8 protein-coding genes are annotated in these 17,738 nt (G+C 73.9%); 2 read left to right on the top strand and 6 right to left on the bottom strand.

All coding sequences use genetic code 11. The features are described 5' to 3' along the window. From AAHZ94_RS11245 to AAHZ94_RS11260, 4 genes are all read right to left on the bottom strand, one after another. Positions 1-1,688 (bottom strand): maltokinase N-terminal cap-like domain-containing protein (locus AAHZ94_RS11245; RefSeq protein WP_502964645.1); only part of this gene is annotated, 1,688 nt, incomplete at its 3' end. An 838-nt stretch (positions 1,689-2,526) separates the two neighbouring features. After that, positions 2,527-4,308: a maltose alpha-D-glucosyltransferase gene (treS, locus tag AAHZ94_RS11250; RefSeq protein ID WP_349992643.1), complete on the bottom strand. Its 1,782-nt coding sequence runs from the start codon at positions 4,306-4,308 to the stop codon at positions 2,527-2,529. Next, complete coding sequence (locus AAHZ94_RS11255) at positions 4,305-6,386, bottom strand: alpha-1,4-glucan--maltose-1-phosphate maltosyltransferase (protein ID WP_349992644.1); 2,082 nt, start codon at positions 6,384-6,386, stop codon at positions 4,305-4,307. The genes treS and AAHZ94_RS11255 overlap by 4 nt, the downstream gene beginning before the upstream one ends. A 438-nt stretch (positions 6,387-6,824) precedes the next feature. After that, the gene (locus AAHZ94_RS11260; RefSeq protein ID WP_349992645.1) at positions 6,825-7,766 is read right to left on the bottom strand and encodes a helix-turn-helix domain-containing protein; all 942 of its coding nucleotides are present in this window, start codon (positions 7,764-7,766) and stop codon (positions 6,825-6,827) included. 404 nt (positions 7,767-8,170) lie between these two features. On the opposite strand from AAHZ94_RS11260, the gene glgP reads away from it, so the two are divergent. Further along, entirely contained in the window at positions 8,171-11,206 is a 3,036-nt protein-coding gene (gene glgP / locus AAHZ94_RS11265; protein ID WP_349992647.1) for an alpha-glucan family phosphorylase, read from the top strand. A 236-nt stretch (positions 11,207-11,442) separates the two neighbouring features. On the opposite strand, the gene AAHZ94_RS11270 is transcribed toward glgP, so the two are convergent. Next, entirely contained in the window at positions 11,443-13,089 is a 1,647-nt protein-coding gene (locus AAHZ94_RS11270; RefSeq protein WP_349992649.1) for a M4 family metallopeptidase, read from the bottom strand. Positions 13,090-13,608: 519 nt separating this feature from the next. After that, positions 13,609-15,903 carry a M4 family metallopeptidase gene (locus tag AAHZ94_RS11275; protein WP_349992650.1) on the bottom strand — a complete coding sequence of 765 codons (2,295 nt, stop codon included), beginning with the start codon at positions 15,901-15,903 and terminating at the stop codon, positions 13,609-13,611. Between the two features lie 668 nt (positions 15,904-16,571). Between AAHZ94_RS11275 and AAHZ94_RS11280 the strand changes: the two genes are divergently transcribed. After that, entirely contained in the window at positions 16,572-17,162 is a 591-nt protein-coding gene (locus AAHZ94_RS11280) for a DinB family protein (RefSeq protein WP_349992651.1), read from the top strand. The last annotated feature ends 576 nt before the right edge of the window (positions 17,163-17,738 follow it).

The following is a 17,738-nucleotide window of genomic DNA, read 5'->3' on the forward strand; positions in this document are numbered from 1 at the left end:
CCCCCCCCCCACGCCCCGGGGTCGGTGACCGCGGCGCCGGCCGGCCCGGGCTGGCCCGTGGCGGTGCGCGCGCCCACCGCCGCCGCGTACTCGAACGACCTGAGCATCCCCGCGATGTCGCGCACCACCGGCTGTGGGCGCCGCCGTTCGGCCAGTGGGCTGGCCGGCTCGCCCTCGAAGTCGATCAGGCTCCACCGGCCGTCGTCGGCGTGGCGCAGCGCCTGCCCGAGGTGGAGGTCGCCGTGGATGCGCTGCACCGGCAGGCCGCGCCCGTCGGCCCCGAGCACGGCGAGATCGGCGTACGCGCTGCGGAGCGCAGTGCGGTACGGGCGGAGCTCGGGGACGGCGCGGGCCGCCGCGTCGAGCCGGTCCGACATCGCGGCCGTGAGCCCTTCGAGCTGCGAGCGGCGCAGCCAGGTGGTGGGCAGCGACCGGGCGAGCGCGAGGTGCACCTCGGCGGTGGCCCGCCCGAGCGCGTGCGCCGCGGCCCCGAAGTCGCCGCCGCCGGCCAGGTCGTCCAGCGCGAACTGCCAGCCGTCGACGGAGCCGGCCAGGTACGGCTGGAGCAGCCCGAGCGTGAACGTGCCCGCACCCCCGACGGCCGGCCCGCCGCCGGGCCCCGCACCCGCCGTGCCCGCGGTGCCGCCGCCACCGACCGGGTACGGGGCGGCGCTCGCCTCGAACCAGGCGGGGGGGGCCGGCACCCGGCCACAGGCGGAGCGGGCGAGCGCGAGCGCCACTTCCAGATCGGGGTTGATGCCGGGGGCGATCCGCCGGAACACCTTCAGGATGTACGCGTCGCCGTACACCACCGACGAGTTGGACTGCGCGGCGGCGAGCGGCCGGGGCGCGAGGCCGCGCTCGATGCCGGCGCCGGGGGCCAGGTGGAAGCGCAGCGGCCCGCACGCGCCGGGCAGCCGCAGCCGTTCGAGCAACACCGTGGCCAGCCGCGGATCGGCCAGCGCCTCGTAGAGCAGCGCCCCGCGCAGCGGCCCGCTCGCCGGCCGGCCGATGGGGGAGGGGACGCGGTGCGGCGGCAGGCCGGGGCCGGTGGCGAGCACGGTGGTGGCTGCGGCCCTGGCGGCCGGGTCGGTCGTGGCGCGCTCCGTGCCGGGCCCGGGGCCGGTGTCGGGGTCGGTGGCCGGGCCCGGGCCCGCCGTGGCGGTGCCCGCCGCACCGGGGTCCGGTGGCGGCGCGTCGGTGGGCGGTGTCGGGACCACGCCGAGCAGCAGTTGATAGCAGTCGGCCGGGGCGGTCCGCGGCCTGGCCCCGGCCCAGCAGGATGGTTTCGTCACCCCGGACCCGTCCCGCCCTGTGCCAGCCCCGTCCCGCCCCGTACCGGCCCCGTTCTGCCGCGTGTGAGCCCCGTCCCGCCCCGTGTCCGGTACGGCGCCGCGCCCCGCCGCCCCGCCGAGTTCCCCACCGGCGCCCGGGTCCGCACCTGGGTCCGCGCCCGGGCCGGCACCCACGCCCTGGTCCGCGCCCGCGCCCGTCTCCGGGGCATCGTCGGGCTCCCCCTGATGGGCGCGTACCAGCAGATGGAGCAGGCCGGGCGAGCCGTCGCGGGCCGCGCAGGGCAGCAGCTCCGTCGCGGAGACGAGGCTGAACCCGCTGATCGGCCGCCCCTTGCCGGCGAACCACCGCTGCTCTGGCAACCAGGCCAGCAACAGCGGCGCGAGCGAGGCCAACAGCCCGCTGTCGACCCGTGCGGCCGTACGGGCCGACGGGCCCGGCCGGCCTGACGGGCCTGACGGGCCTGACGGGCCCGGTCGAGCCGCCCCCGCCGACGGGACGTGCGGGGGTGTGGGGGGTGTCCCCCGGGACATCGAGGCGTCCGGCATGACGTCGCGTCCTTTCCCCGGGGCACACGACAGATAGGACGAAGTGTCCAATATCGCGTCATTTTCTCGGCGGCGGCGCGCTGTGGAAGTACCTCGGGGAGCGCCCGACGGAGCCACAGGCCCCGCCCACGGGCGGCAGCCGCGTACGGAACGGGCGGGCTCTGGCGGGACGTCGCGCACGGAGGGGGCCGGGCCGCGTACGAGACGGGCCGCGTTTGAGGCGGCCCGTGTTCGAGACGGGGCGCGCAGACCGAGGCCGGGCGGTGTGCGGAACGCCGGGTGCGGAACGGGGCGCCCGGGGGTACGGCGCGGAACGGGCCCCGGGCCGGCGGGCGGCACCCATGTGGTGGGGGTGCGCCCGCTGCGGTGCGGAGGGTGCGGGTGGGGCGGGATGTGGCCCGCGGCCGGGGTGCGGCGGGGGGTCGACCCCCCGCATCGGATGGGAGAGCTACTTCAGGACGTCACCGGAGCGCCGCGCGCAGCCGACGCGCCGCGCCATGACGCGGAGGCACCGCGCTCCGACGGGGAGGTGCCGGGCTCCGACAAGGAGGTGCCGGGCTCGTACGCGGACGTACGGCGCTCCGACAGGGAGGCACCGCGCCCGTACGCGGACGTACCGCGCTCCGACGCACAGGCACCGCGCCCGTATGCGAGGGCGCGCGCCACCTCGGGTCGCCGCGCCACGTCAACGTGCCGCGCCGCCCAGAGACGCCGCGCCACCGAGCGGCGCCCTGCTACCGAGCGGCGCCGCGGCGCCAGCCGCCTCCGCCCCGTCGGCGGGGCGCAGCCGGAACCAGTAGAAGCCGTGCCCGGCGAGGGTGAGCAGGTACGGCAGTTCGCCGATGGCGGGGAAGCGCACGCCGCCGATGAGCTCCACCGGATGGCGGCCGTCGAAGGCCCGCAGGTCGAGTTCGGTGGGCTGGGCGAACCGGGAGAAGTTGTTGACGCACAGCACCAGGTCGTCGCCGTACTCGCGGAGGAACGCCAGCACGGCGGGGTTGCTTGAGGGCAGTTCGGTGAAGGAGCCGAGCCCGAACGCCGGGTTCTGCTTGCGGATCTCGATCATCCGCCGGGTCCAGTGCAGCAGGGACGAGGGGCTGCTCATGGCCGCCTCGACGTTGGTCACCTGGTAGCCGTAGACCGGGTCCATGATCGTGGGCAGGAACAGCCGCCCCGGGTCGCAGGAGGAGAACCCGGCGTTGCGGTCCGGCGTCCACTGCATCGGGGTGCGCACCGCGTCCCGGTCGCCCAGCCAGATGTTGTCGCCCATGCCGATCTCGTCGCCGTAGTAGAGGATCGGCGATCCGGGCAGCGCCAGCAGCAGCGCGGTGAACAGTTCGATCTGGTTGCGGTCGTTGTCCAGGAGCGGGGCGAGCCGGCGCCGGATGCCGATGTTGGCCCGCATCCGCGGGTCCTTGGCGTACTCCGCGTACATGTAGTCACGTTCCTCGTCCGTGACCATCTCCAGCGTCAGTTCGTCGTGGTTGCGCAGGAAGATGCCCCACTGACAGCCGGACGGGATGGCCGGCGTCTTGGCGAGGATTTCCGAGACCGGGTAGCGGGACTCGCGGCGCACCGCCATGAAGATGCGCGGCATCACCGGGAAGTGGAACGCCATGTGGCACTCGTCGCCGCCGCGCCGGAAGTCGCCGAAGTAGTCGACGACGTCCTCCGGCCACTGGTTGGCCTCGGCCAGCAGCACCGTGTCCGGGTAGTGCGCGTCGATCTCGGCCCGTACCCGCTTGAGGAGGGCGTGGGTGCGCGGCAGGTTCTCGCAGTTGGTGCCCTCCTCCGCGTACAGGTAGGGCACCGCGTCCAGCCGGAAGCCGTCGATGCCGAGGTCGAGCCAGAACCGCAGGGCCGCGATGACCTCGTCCTGCACGGCCGGGTTCTCGAAGTTGAGGTCCGGCTGGTGGGAGAAGAAGCGGTGCCAGTAGTACTGCTTGCGCACCGGGTCGAAGGTCCAGTTGGACGCCTCGGTGTCGACGAAGATGATGCGCGCGTCCGGGTACTGCTTGTCGTCGTCGGCCCAGACGTAGTAGTCGCCGTAAGGGCCGGTCGGGTCGGTGCGCGACTGCTGGAACCACTCGTGCTGGTCACTGGTGTGGTTCATGACGAAGTCGATGATCACGCGCATGCCGCGGTGGTGCGCGGCGTCGACGAATTCGACGAAGTCGGCCAGGTCGCCGAAGTCGGGGAGGACGGCCGTGTAGTCGGACACGTCGTAACCGCCGTCGCGCAGCGGCGAGGCGAAGAACGGCGGCAGCCACAGGCAGTCGACGCCCAACCACTGCAAGTAGTCGAGCTTGGACGTGAGGCCCTTCAGGTCGCCGATGCCGTCCCCGTTGCTGTCTTGGAAGGAACGGACCAGCACCTCGTAGAACACGGCGCTCTTGAACCAGTCGGGATGGCGCTCCCCGGCCGGCGTGTCCTCGAAGGTGTCCTGGACGGGCTCGTTGACGATCATGGTGTGGGTGACCCTCCGATCGGTGAGGACGGTCGCAGCGAGAACACGTGCGCGGGCGCGATGCCGCTGCCCGGCTCTAGGCGCACGTAGTTGTCGCTGCCCCAGTGGTAGGTGGTGCCGGTGAGCTCGTCGCGCACCGACAGGGACTCGTGCCAGTCGAGGCCGAGTTCTGGCATGTCCAACGAGACCGTGGCCTCGTGGGTGTGGTGGGGGTCGAGGTTGACCACGGTCAGCACGCAGTCCCCGGGGGTGACGCGCGGGGGCGCCGCATCCGCCGGCCGCCGCCCCTGCGCCCCGGCCCGCGGCGCCGCCTCCGGGTCGGACCTGCGTTCGGGCACCCGCTTGGAGTAGGCGATCACCGCGTCGTTGTCGGTGCGGTGGAAGCGCAGGTTGCGCAGTTGGCGCAGGGCCGGGTGGTGCCTGCGGAGCCGGTTGAGCGTGGTGATCAGCGGGGTGAGGGTGGCCCCTGCGCGCTCCGCGCCGGCCCAGTCGCGCGGGCGCAGCTCGTACTTCTCGGAGTGCAGGTACTCCTCGCTGCCCGCGCGCAGCGGCGTGTTCTCGCACAGCTCGTAGCCGGCGTACAGGCCCCAGGTGGGGGAGAGCGTCGCGGCGAGCACGGCCCGGATCTCGAACGCGGCCCGGCCGCCGCGCTGGAGGTACGCGTGCAGGATGTCGGGGGTGTTGACGAAGAGGTTGGGCCGCATGCAGGCGGCGGCCTCGCCGGCCAGCTCCGTCAAGTAGTCGGTGAGCTCCCGCTTGGTGGTGCGCCAGGTGAAGTACGTATACGACTGCTGGAAGCCGACCGCGGCCAGGGTGTGCATCATGGCGGGCCGGGTGAACGCCTCGGCGAGGAAGATCACCCCGGGGTCGCTGCGGTTGATGTCGGCGATGACCTTCTCCCAGAACACCACCGGCTTGGTGTGCGGGTTGTCCACCCTAAAGATCCGCACCCCGCGCGCCATCCAGAAGCGCAGCACGCGCAGCGTCTCGCGGACGATGCCGGGGAAGTCGGCGTCGAAGTCGATGGGGTAGATGTCCTGGTACTTCTTCGGCGGGTTCTCGGCGTACGCGATCGAGCCGTCCGCGCGGCGGTGGAACCACTGCGGGTGGCTGGTCACCCACGGGTGGTCGGGCGAGCACTGCAACGCGAAGTCGAGGGCCACTTCGAGCCGCAGCTCGCGCGCCTTGGCCACGAAGTGGTCGAAGTCCGCGAGGGTGCCCAGGTCCGGGTGGACCGCGTCGTGCCCGCCGGCAGCGGAGCCGATCGCCCACGGTGAGCCCACGTCGTGCGGGCCGGCGGAGAGGGCGTTGTCGGGGCCCTTGCGGAAGGCGGTGCCGATGGGGTGGATCGGCGGCAGGTAGACCACGTCGAAGCCCATCGCGGCGACCGCGGGCAGCCGCTCGGCCGCGGTCCGCAGGGTGCCGCTGACCGGCGGGGCGCCCGGCGTGCACACGGCGCCCTCGGACCGCGGGAACAGCTCGTACCAGGAGCCGAACAGGGCGCGCTCCCGTTCCACCTGGAGCGGCGCCGGGCGCGAGGTGGTGACCAGTTCGCGCAGCGGGTGCCGGGCGAGCGCGGCGACGACCTCGGGGGCGAGCGCGGCGGCGAGCCGGTCGGCCACCGGCCTGGCCTCGTCCAGCAGCCCGTCGACGGCGCCGAGCACGGCCTCGCGGCCGGCGGTCTTCGGTACGTCGGCGGCGGCGCGCTCGTGCAGCGCGGCCCCCTCCGCGAGCACCAGCTCGGTGTCGATGCCGGCCGGCACCTTGACCTTGGCGTGCGCCCGCCAGGTGCCGATCGGGTCGCTCCACGCCTCGACCGTGTACGTCCACCGGCCCTCGCGCTCGGGCGTGACGTCCGCCCCCCACCGGTCGGTGCCGGGCGCGAGCTCGCGCATCGGGGTCCAGGGGCCACTGCGCCCGGCGGGGTCGCGCAGCACCACATTGGCCCCGACCGCGTCGTGGCCCTCGCGGAAGACGGTGGCGCTGACCTCGAACGTCTCGCCCACCACCGCCTTCGCCTGGCGCCTGCCGCAGTCGACGAGCGGGCGGACGTCCAACACGGGAATACGGCCGATCATGGGATCACCTAACGGCATGCTGGCGTACGGGGCATGGGCCTTCTTTCTACCGGCTGGCCCCGCCCCCACCCCGGGACGGACGGGGCCACGGTGGGGCGCGTTCACCCAGGTGGGGGGATGGCGCGGGGCACCGGCACGGGGCCGGCGACGGCGCCGGCGACGGTCTGGGGCGTACGGGGCACGGGCGCTGCGGGTGGGGGAGCGGCGGTGCCCGCGTACGGATGCCGCGTACGGGGGCGCTGCGGTGGGGGCGGCGCGTACGGGATGCCGTGGGTGGGGCGGCGCATGCGGGGACGCCGCTGGTGGGGACGTCGCGGGCGGGATTCCGCGTACGGGGCGCGCGGGTACGCCGCGGCCGGCCCCGCCCCCGTGGCGTCGGGGCGGGGCCGGGTTGGACTGGGGTGGACGGGCCGGGCTGGGGTCTGCCGGGGCGGGGCCCTACCGGTCCTGGGCCGACCGGTCGGTGGACGGTGCGGACGGCGCGGAAGGCTCAGCCGCGGACGGGGGCGTGGGCTCGGTGACAGGCAGCGTCGTGGACACGGTGCTGGCGAGCAACTGCAACGCCGCGTCCGACGGCGACCCGGGCTCCGCGCTGAACGCCATCAGCTTCTGCCCACCGGCGTCGGGCAGCACCATCATCTGGAACGACAGCTCCAGCGGCCCCACCAGCGGATGGTGGAAGGACTTCACGCCGCTCGTGCAGCCGCGCACCGGGTGCCGCGACCACAGCGCCCCGAACTCGCTGCTCTTCATCGTCAACTCGCCGACCAGTTCGGCAAGTTGACGGTCGTCGGGATGTGCGCCCGCGGTCAGGCGCAGCGCCGAGACCGCCCGCCTGGCCTCGGTCTCCCACTCCGGGTAGAGCTCGCGGGCGTGCGGGTCGAGGAAGAGCAGCCGTTGGGTGTTGGGGCGCTCGGCGGGGCGCTCCGGGGCCCGGAAGTCCAGGTGGCCGGCCATCAGGGCGTGCCCGAGCGGGTTCCAGGCCAGCACGTCGTACTGCGGGTCGAGGACGAGCGCCGGCACCGCTGCCATCGCCGCGACGAGCTGCCGGGTGCCGGGGTGCGCGGAGACGGTGCGCGGCGCCGGTCGGCGCGCCGGCCGCGCCGGGCGGGCCAGATTGCGCAGGTGGGCGTGTTCGTCGGGGGTCAGCCGCAGCGCGCGGGCGATGGCGTCCAGCACCCCGTCCGAAGCGTTGCCGCTCTGCCCCTGCTCCAGGCGCGTGTAGTACGCCACGCTCACGCCGGCCAACTGCGCCAACTCCTCGCGCCGCAGCCCCGGCACCCGCCGCCGCCCCCCGTACGAGACCAGGCCGACGTCTTCCGGCTGGAGCCGGGCGCGGCGGGTGCGGAGGAAGTTGGCCAGTTCGGCGGGTGCGTCCATGTCCACCAGTCTCCGCCAGGGTGGGCCGCGTTTGCCTGCCCCTGTCAGTGACAGGCAACGCACCACGGGTCGGCCGCCCGCTCTCCACCGCCTCCGGCCCCGTCACCCCGGCGGCCCCCGCCCCGTCGCCCTACCCCGCCCCTGCCGCCCGGCCCCACCTCCGGCCAGCCAGCTCGGCCGCCCCGCCAGCCGCCGAGCCCCGCCGGCCATCCGGCCCGCCCCCGACCGTCGCCCCGCCCCCGACCGTCGCCCCGCCCCGACCGTCGCCCCGTCGCCCCGTCCCGCCCCGCGTCACTCGTTCAGGGCGTCCAGAGGTCGGGGAAATGGACGTATCGGTAGGGAAATGAAGAAACGTAGCGGTTAACGGCGAATCGGTCGGGTGGCCGCCGCTACCTTTGCGCAGCGTGAAGGCCATTCGTCGTTTCAGCGTGCGCCCCGTCCTCCCGGCAGACCTCCGTCCCCTCAGCGACCTCGCCCGCAATGTGCGCTGGTCCTGGCATCCCGAGACCCGTGAGCTGTTCCAGTCCGTCGACCCGGAGGGCTGGCGGGCCGCCGGCGGTGACCCGGTGCGGCTGCTCGGCTCCGTCTCCGCCGACCGGCTGGCCGAACTCGCCGCGGACCGCGAGTTCCTCCACCGGCTCGACACCGCCGCCGCTGACCTGCGCGGCTATCTCACCGGACCGCGCTGGTACCAGCAGCGGACCGAGCGGCCCGCGCCCGCCCCGGCGAACGGCCCGGCGAGCGATCCGGTGGGCGCCCCGGCGGACGATCCGGTGCTCGGCGCCCCGCCGCAGGCCATCGCGTACTTCTCGCCCGAGTTCGGCATCACGGCCGCGCTGCCGCAGTACTCCGGCGGGCTCGGCATCCTCGCCGGCGACCACCTCAAGTCCGCCAGCGACCTCGGCGTGCCGCTGATCGGCGTCGGGCTGCTGTACCGGCACGGCTACTTCCGGCAGTCGCTCTCCCGCGACGGCTGGCAGCAGGAGCACTACCCGGTGCTCGACCCGGACGAGCTGCCGCTGACGCTGCTGCGCGACGGGGCGGGCCAGCCGGTGCGCATCGTGCTCGCCCTGCCGGGCGGTCGCTCGCTGCACGCCCACGTGTGGCGGGCGGACGTGGGCCGGGTGCCGCTGCTGCTGCTCGACTCGGACGTGGCCGACAACGCCCCGCACGAGCGGGACGTCACCGACCGGCTGTACGGCGGCGGCAGCGAGCACCGGCTGCTCCAGGAGATGCTGCTGGGCATCGGCGGCGTGCGCGCGGTGCGCGCGTACTGTGCGCACAGCGGGCACCCGGAGCCCGAGGTGTTCCACACCAACGAGGGGCACGCCGGCTTCCTCGGCCTGGAGCGCATCAGGGAGCTGATGGCCGCCGGGGCCGACTTCGACGCGGCCCTGGAGTCGGTGCGCGCCGGCACCGTCTTCACCACGCACACCCCCGTGCCCGCCGGCATCGACCGCTTCGAGCGCGACCTCGTCGCCCGGCACATCGGCGACGGCGGCGGCGCTGGCGGCAGCGGCAACGGCGGCGCCGAACTGGCCGAACTACCCCTGGACCGGGTCCTCGCGCTGGGCGACGAGACCTACCCCGGGGGCGAGGACGGCCTGTTCAACATGGCCGTCATGGGGCTGCGGCTGGCCCAGCGGGCGAACGGCGTCTCCACGCTGCACGGGCAGGTCAGCCGGCAGATGTTCGCCGGCCTGTGGCCCGGGTTCGACGCCGCCGACGTGCCCATCACCGCCATCACCAACGGCGTGCACGCCCCGACCTGGGTCGCCCCCGAACTGGCCCGCCTGACCGCCGACACGGCTCGTACGGACACCACGCGCACCGACACGACGCGTACCGACGCCCTCCGCACGGACGCCACACGCACGGACACCGCGCGGACGGACGCCCCCCGCGCGGACGCGCCCCGCACCGACCCCCGCCGCGCCGCCGCCCCGTACGCCACCGCCCCCTACGCCGCCGGCGCGGCCTGGAGCGATGCCGCGCTGTGGCGGGTGCGCCGCACGCTGCGCGGGCAACTGGTCGCCGAGGTGCGCCGGCGGCTGGCCGCCTCCTGGCTGGAGCGCGGCGCCGACCGGGCCGAACTCGGCTGGATCGACGGGGTGCTCGACCCCGACGTGCTCACCATCGGCTTCGCCCGCCGCGTCCCGGCGTACAAGCGGCTCACGCTGATGCTGCACGACCGCGAGCGGCTGCTCGAACTGCTGCTGCACCCCGAGCGGCCGGTGCAGATCGTGGTGGCGGGCAAGGCGCACCCGGCCGACGACGGCGGCAAGCGGCTGGTGCAGGAGCTGGTGCAGTTCGCGGACGACCCGCGGGTGCGGCACCGGCTGGTCTTCCTGCCCGACTACGGGATGGCCATGGCCCAGCGGCTCTACCCCGGCTGCGACGTCTGGCTGAACAACCCGCTGCGCCCGCTGGAGGCGTGCGGCACCTCCGGCATGAAGGCCGCACTCAACGGCGCGCTCAACCTCTCGGTGCGCGACGGCTGGTGGGACGAGTGGTACGACCCGGACTTCGGCTGGGCCATCCCCACCGCCGACGCCGGGCCCGACGGCGCCGACCCCACCGGGCCCGGTCAGGCCAGGCGCGACGCGCTGGAGGCCGCCGCCCTCTACGACCTGCTGGCCGACCAGGTCGCCCCGCGCTTCTACCAGCGCGGCGCCGCGGGACTGCCCGACCGCTGGCTGGCCATGGTCCGCCGCACCCTCACCGAACTGGGGCCGAAGGTGTTGGCGGGCCGGATGGTGCAGGAGTACGTGGACCGGTTGTACGTACCGGCCGCCCGGGCCCACCGGGTGACCCAGGGCCCCGCCGCGGCGGACGTCGCCCACTGGAAGTCCCGGGTGCGCGCCGCCTGGCCCGATGTGGCCGTCGACCACGTCAAGGCCGACCGCGAACCGGCCGCGGAGCGCCCAACTCCCGCACAGGACAAGCTAGTTGCTGCATCGCACGCGCCTGTGGCGCCTCACGCATCTGCGGCGTCTGCGGTATCCGCGGCATCTGACGCCCCGGCCGCATCCGGCGCCCCCGCCGCGCCCCCGGTGCCGCCGGGCACACCCACCACCGAGCACGCCCCGGCGCAGCAGCACGCCACCGTCGAACTCGGGGCGACGCTCACGCTGCGGGTCAGGGTCTCGCTCGGCGGCCTGGCCCCGGACGAGGTCGAGGTGCAGGCGGTGGCCGGCCGGGTGGACGAGGCGGACCGGATCAGCGCGGCCCGCACGGTGCCGCTCAAGCCGGTCGGCGGGCCCACCCTGGAGGGCCACGTCACGTACGCGGGCCCGCTCACCCTGGACCGCACCGGTCCCTACGGCTACACGGTCCGGGTGCTGCCGGCGCATCCGCTCCTCGCCGGCCCCGCCGAACTCGGCCTGGTCGCCGTCCCCACCGAGCACACGGCCGAAGAAGCCGGGCTCGTCATGCGCTGACGCGACCTGACGCACCGACAGAACCTGGCGGACCTGCGTAGCCGCGGCCCGCGCAGCCGTGACTCGTACGCAGACCCGTACGCAGACAACCCGTACGCAGTCCCGTGACGACGCGGCGCGCGCAAACGCCCGGGGCGGGCCCGGGGAACCACTCCCCGGGCCCGCCCCTGCGGCTGCGGCGGCAGCCGTGACGCCGCGCCGGCCCGTGTCGGGCGCGGGCGGCGCCGGCCGGTGCGTTACTTGACGTTGACCCCGGTCCAGGCCGCGGCCACGCCCTTGACCTCGGCGCTGTTCGCGCCGTACAGGTCGGTGGCCGCCTTCAGGGTGGCCTTGCGGGCGTCGGCGTAGTTCGTGGTGGAGGTCATGTACGTGGTGAGCGCCTTGAACCAGATCTTCTCGGCCTTCTCCCGGCCGATGCCCTGCACCGCGCTGCCATCGGCGGTCGGGCTGTTGTACTTCACACCGTTGATCTCCTTGGCGCCGCTGCCCTCGGAGGCCAGGAAGAACCAGTGGTTGGCGATGCCGGACGAGTAGTGGACGTCCACGTTGCCGGCGTTGCGGCTCCAGTAGTCGAGCGAGACGCGGTCCTGGGACGGCTTGTCCATGTAGCGCAGCGGGGTGCCGTTGCCGCGCAGGTCGATCTCCTCGCCGATGAGGTAGTCGCCGACGTCCTCGGGGTTCTTCGCGTGGAACTCGACGGCCGTGGCGAAGATGTCGGAGGTGGCCTCGTTGAGGCCGCCGGACTCGCCCCGGTAGACCAGCCCCGCGGTGTTGGAGGTGACGCCGTGGCTCATCTCGTGCGCGGCCACGTCGATCGAGGTCAGCGGGTGGGTGTTGCCCGCGCCGTCGCCGTAGGTCATGCAGAAGCAGGAGTCGTCCCAGAACGCGTTCTGGTAGTTGTTCCCGTAGTGCACGCGCGAGGTGGCGCCCTTGCCGTCGCCCTTGATGCCGTTGCGGCCGTGCACGTTCTTGTAGTAGTCCCAGGTCAACGCCGCGCCGTAGTGTGCGTCCACGGCCGCGGTCTGCGGGTCGCTGGCCGAGCCGGTGCCCCAGGCGTCGTCGGTGTCGGTGAACGCCTGGCCCTGGCCGCTCTGGCTGTGGTTGAGGTTGAGCGTGCGGTGGCCGCCGCGGCCGGCGTCGGTCAGCGTGTAGCCGCTGCCCTGCTTGCTGGTGCCGAGCTGCACCTGGCCGCTGTACTGGCTCTTGCCGGTGCCGTTCTTGATGCCCTGGTACTCGAAGATCTTCCTGCCGGTGTTGGCGTCGGTGATGACGTGCAGTTGGTTGGGCGTGCCGTCCTGCTGCACGCCGCCGACGACCGTCTCGTACGCCAGGACCGGTGCGCCGTCGGCGGCCCAGACCACCTTGCGGGGCGCCGTCGCGGCCTTGGCCAGCTTGGCGTCGTCGGCCTGCGCGGCCTTGATCGCGGTCCGCTCGGCGGCGGACGGGGCGAGCTTCGCGGTCGTCGTGGCCACCTTGATGGTCGACTTCGTCGCCTTGGTGACGTCCTTGACCTTGCCGCTTCTGGCCTCGTGCACCACCAGGTCGCCGCCGAGCACCGGAAGGCCGGCGTAGGTGCGCTCGTAGCGGGTGTGGGTGGTGCCGTCGCGGTCCTCGATGACGTCCTTGACGAGCAGCTTCTCCTGGTTGCCCAGGCCCAGCGCGTCGGCGGTCCGCGCGGTGGTCGCGGTGGCCTCGCGCAGCAACTCGGCGCGCTGCGAGGCGGTCAGGGTGCGGGCGGTGGCCGATGACGAGGCGTCGGAAGCGCCCGCGGGGCCGGCGGACAGGCCGGGGGCGACCAGGGCCGCGACGGCGGCGACCGCGCCGGTGGCGACCGCGGCGCGGCGGGTGCGCCGGGAGGTGGGTATGCCGAAGGTCGTGCGCATGCGAACTCCTTCTTGCCGTGGGGGGCTGGACCGGACGGCATGGGGGCCGACCGGTCACACAAGAGGTGGGTGAAACGCCTGGGCAGACTGCCACACCGGACGCGTACATGTCACTGGTGCGAAGCGTGCGTGTCGATTCTTTGTCGGTTGTTGGTACGCGGCCGGGCCGCGGCGAGCGGCCCCAACAGCCCGAAGTGCGCAGGTCGGTGCGGGTGCGGCCCGGATCGACGGCGAGCCGGGGGACGACCGGGACCGACCCGAAACCGACCCCGCAGGAGGCTCCACGCGGAAACGGCGCCGCACGGGAGAGGACGCGCCGCCGACCGACCCCGGCAGGGGCTCCAGGCATGGGAAAGGCGCCGCCCAGGGGAACGTACTCTCCCTGGACGGCGCCTTGCTGTGGGGCGCCTTGCTGTGGGGCGCGCGTCACCGCGTCCTGCCACCGCTCACGCGCTCACCGCGGCGCGCGGGGCACGGGACGCGCTCGGGTCGCCGACCGCCTAGCGGGCCGACTTCCGGTCAGAAGGTCAGCTTCCAGCTGTTGATGTGACCGGTGTCGGACGAGTAGAGGTCCTGCACCTTGAGCTTCCAGGTGCCGCTGGCCACCACCGAGCCGGCGTTCACGGTGTACGTCTCGGTGACGTTGTCCGCCGAGTCGTACGCGCTGGAGTTCTTCAGCCGGAAGGTCGTACCGTCCGGTGCCACCAGGTCGATGACCAGGTCGCCGCGGTAGGGGTGCACGATGTCCACGCCGACCTTCAGGGCCGCGCTGGCGTTGCCGCTGCGGTTGACGGTGATGGACGAGGTGATCGCGTCATCGCCGTCCGGGATCTGCACGTCGTCGGTGTTCTCGTACTCGCCACCGGCCTCGTTGACCGTCCACTTGAACGGCGCGTTGGCCGACTTGTTGCTGGCGTCCGTCACGGTGACCGTCACCTGGCTGGTGCCCACCGTGGTCGGCGTGCCCGAGATCAGACCGGTGCTCGCGTTGATCGTCAGGCCGGCCGGCAGGCCGCTGGCGGCGTAGCTGAGGGCGCCGGCGTTGGAGCTGGTGGCCTTGATCTGGAGGCTGACGGCCTTGTTGACCACGCTGGTCTGGTCGCCGGGGGCGGTGATGGTGACGCCGCCGGGCACCGGCACCCGCTGGCCGACGTTGACCGCGGCCCAGGCGTTGGCCACCTCGGCGTACTCGACGCTGGTGGTGCCGAACAGCTCACCGGCCGCCCACAGGGTCGCGTCGCGGGCGCCCTTGTAGTCGGTGTTGGAGCGCATCCGCTGGGAGAGCGCCTTGAACCAGACCTTCTCCGCGTTGGCCCGGCCGATGCCGGTCACCGGCTTGTTGTCGGAGGTCGGGCTGTCGTACCTGACGCCGTTGAGCTCCTTGACGCCGCTGCCCTCGGAGGCCAGGTAGAACCAGTGGTTGGCGACGCCGGAGGAGTAGTGGACGTCGATGCTGCCGATGCCGGAGTACCAGCTGTCCTTGGACCGGCTGTCCTTGGACGGCTTGTCCATGTACCGCAGCGGCGAGCCGTTGCCGTTGATGTTGAGCTCTTCGCCGACGTAGTAGTCGCCGAGGTCGTTCGGGTTGTTCGCGTAGAACTCGACGGCCGCGGCGAAGATGTCGGAGGTGGCCTCGTTGAGGCCGCCGGACTCACCGCTGTAGACCAGCCCCGCGGTGTTGGAGGTGACGCCGTGCGTCATCTCGTGCGCGGCCACGTCGATCGAGGTCAGCGGCTTGGTGTTGCCCGAGCCGTCGCCGTAGGTCATGCAGAAGCAGGAGTCGTCCCAGAACGCGTTCACGTAGTTGGTGCCGTAGTGGACGCGCGAGTACGCCCCCACGCCGTCGCCCCTGATGCCCGACCTGCCGTGCACGTTCTTGTAGTAGTCCCAGGTCAGCGCCGCACCGTAGTGCGCGTCGACGGCCGCGGTCTGGGTGTGGCTGCCGGTCCCGTCGCCCCAGGTGTCGTCCGGGTCGGTGAACAGCGTCCCCTGGCCCGAGGTGGCCCGGTTGAGGTTGTACGTGCGGTGGTTGCCGCGCCCGGTGTCGGTCAGGCTGTACGAGCCGGAGCTGCCCGAGGTGCCGAGCGGGACCTGGCCGCTGTACTGGCTGTTGCCGGTGCCGTTCTGGATGCCCTGGTACTCGAAGATCTTCTTGCCGGTGGTGGCATCGGTGATGACGTGGAGCTGGTTCGGCGTGCCGTCCTTCTGGAGCCCGCCCACGACCGTCTCGTACGCGAGCACCGGCTTGCCGGACGCCGCCCAGATCACCTTGCGCGGGGCCTTGTCGGTCGCGACCTTCTTGCTGTCGTCGGCCCGCGCCAGCCGCTCGGCCGACTCCTTGACCGCCGCCGGCCGCACGGTGGCGGTGGTCGACGCGACCTGCAACTTGGCCTTGGTGGCCTTGGCCGCCGTCTCGAACCGGCCGGTCTTCGTCTCCTGGACCACGAGGTCGCCGCCGAGCACCGGAAGGCCGTCGTAGGTGCGCTCGTAGCGGGTGTGCGTGGTGCCGTCCGCGTCCAGCGACACGTCCTTGACGACCAGCTTCTCCTTCGCCCCGAGCCGGAGCGTACTGGCGGTCTTGGCCTTGGTGGCGTCGGCCTCGCGCAGCAGCTCGGCCCGCTTGGCCGGCGAGAGCTTGACGGGCACCGCGCCCGGGTCGGGCTTGGCGGCGCTGGACATCGGGGCTGACCGGTCGGTGGCGCGCTCGTCGGGGTCGGCGGTGGCGTTGGTGGCCTGCATGCCGACGGCGAGCATGGCGGCGATGGCGACGAATGCGCCGGTCGCGGCCGTCCGCCGATGGGGGGTGCGTCTCACGCGGGACTCCTTCTACTGCCGCCGCGGGTGGCGGCGGCCAAGGTGGCCGGGCGGCTGGGTGGTCGTCCGGGCAGAGCGAAGCGGAGCAGGAACAGCGCGTGGGGGGAGGGGCACGGGGGCGGTAGCGCTGGTACGCCGCGGGCGACGCCGCCGGGCGGCAGGGGACCGACCGGTCGGGGGCACCGAGTGCGACGTGTGCCTGCGGGGACAGCGCGGGACCCGACGTGCTGGTGGTGTGACGAGCGACCGTCGCGCGGTGCGGTGCTGTGGGGGAGCCGCGTGGCGGACGAGGGGAAGAGTGCCACCGTCTCGATGTACATGTCAGGGGCGCGTCAGGAAGTTGTCCAAAAACCGTCCGTTGACGAAACGATGCCGTCCGTATAACGGATGAGGCGTCAACTCGCCTCTCCCGCGCGCCCCGTGCGGCCCCGGGCCCGCGCCCCGCCGCCCGTCCCGCCGCTGCCTGGGCGGCCCGACGGCACTCTCCGGCGGACTGCTCCCCACCCGTCACATCCGCCCCATGCGCCCCGCTGGACCGCCCGGCCCCGCCCGGCGCCCCGACGGCGCTTCCCGGCCACCCCCACGCATCCGTTGGCCGGACCGGGGCCCGCCGCGGCGTCTTCGCCCGGTCCCGCCCGGCCGGCGGCCCCGCTCCGTACGATCATGGAATGACGAACCCAGCAGCCTCCCGCGACACCGCTGCCGACCCCGCCGCCGACCAGGGCCCGGCGCCCCGCACCGGCGCACCGCGCGAGGAACCGCCCAGGTCCCTGACCGACCAACGCGCGCTGCTCGACGGCTACCTCGACTACTACCGGGACGCCCTGCGCCGCAAGGTCGACGGGCTGGGCGAGCAGGAGCTGCGGTCCAGCAGACTGCCGTCGGGCTGGACGCCGCTGGAACTGGTCAAGCACCTGACCCACGTCGAACTGCGCTGGTTCGTCTGGGGGTTCTGCGGTACGACGATGACGCCCGAGCGGGCCTGGGGCGACCGCGGCCCCGCGGACCGCTGGCACGTCGCGGACGACGAGTCGGTGGCGCAGGTGCTCGCCGAACACCGCAGGCAGTGCGCCCGCTCCCGGGAGATCGCCGCCGGCATCCCGGCCGAACGCCGCGCGAGCCTCGGTGGCCGCTTCACCACCGAGGAGGAGGCCCCCACCCTCGGCTGGACCCTCTTCCACGTCCTCCAGGAGTACGCGCGCCACGTCGGCCAACTCGACGTGGTGCGCGAACTGGCCGACGGACAGGTGGGGGAGTAAGGAACGCCTTTCCTTCCCACGCGCGGGCGCGCGATGCCCTTCCCCGGGCGGGGTGCGGGTGGTACTCGTCCCGGGCGGTTTGCTTGAGCCGATGTCGTACGGGCTGACGCGTACGGGCTGGCGCGTACGGGGCGCCGGCGATGGTGCCCGGCGGGGTGCCTTGTGATGCCCTCCCCGCGGGGGGGGCCCGCGAGGGTGTCGTCCGGGCTGACACGGGCGGGGCGCCCGCATGCCCGTGACGCTTCCGCGCGGAGCGCCCGCGCCCGCGCCGTACGGAGCGCCCGTAACAAAAAGCAGGACGGGGCGCGGCCGAGGACATCGGCCGTGCCCCGTCCGGTGACGCGTTACTGCTCCCTTGCCGCGGCAGCGGCAATCGCCTGCCGGCCCGCCCGTCGCCTCCGGCGCGCCTCCCTGTCGCCGGGGAGACCGGGGGCAGGGAGAAGACCGAAGCGCGGAGGAGGCCACGGGCGGGCCGGAAGAGGGGCGGGGGGGGGGGGGGCGCGCGGCCCGGCGCCCCCCCCCCCCCCAGGCCAGCTGCGCGGGCCGGGGGGGCGCCCCCCCCCCGCCCCCCGCCCC

This window comes from Streptomyces sp. HSW2009, assembly GCF_040240285.1.
Taxonomy (GTDB): Bacteria; Actinomycetota; Actinomycetes; order Streptomycetales; family Streptomycetaceae; genus Streptomyces.

What these genes read in the sequence shown, in the direction of transcription:
- AAHZ94_RS11280 (WP_349992651.1), top strand. Translation starts at nt 16,572, where the DNA reads ATGACGAACCCAGCAGCCTCCCGCGACACCGCTGCCGACCCCGCCGCC.
- treS (WP_349992643.1), bottom strand. Translation starts at nt 4,308, where the DNA reads ATGATCGTCAACGAGCCCGTCCAGGACACCTTCGAGGACACGCCGGCC.
- AAHZ94_RS11270 (WP_349992649.1), bottom strand. Translation starts at nt 13,089, where the DNA reads ATGCGCACGACCTTCGGCATACCCACCTCCCGGCGCACCCGCCGCGCC.
- AAHZ94_RS11260 (WP_349992645.1), bottom strand. Translation starts at nt 7,766, where the DNA reads ATGGACGCACCCGCCGAACTGGCCAACTTCCTCCGCACCCGCCGCGCC.
- AAHZ94_RS11255 (WP_349992644.1), bottom strand. Translation starts at nt 6,386, where the DNA reads ATGATCGGCCGTATTCCCGTGTTGGACGTCCGCCCGCTCGTCGACTGC.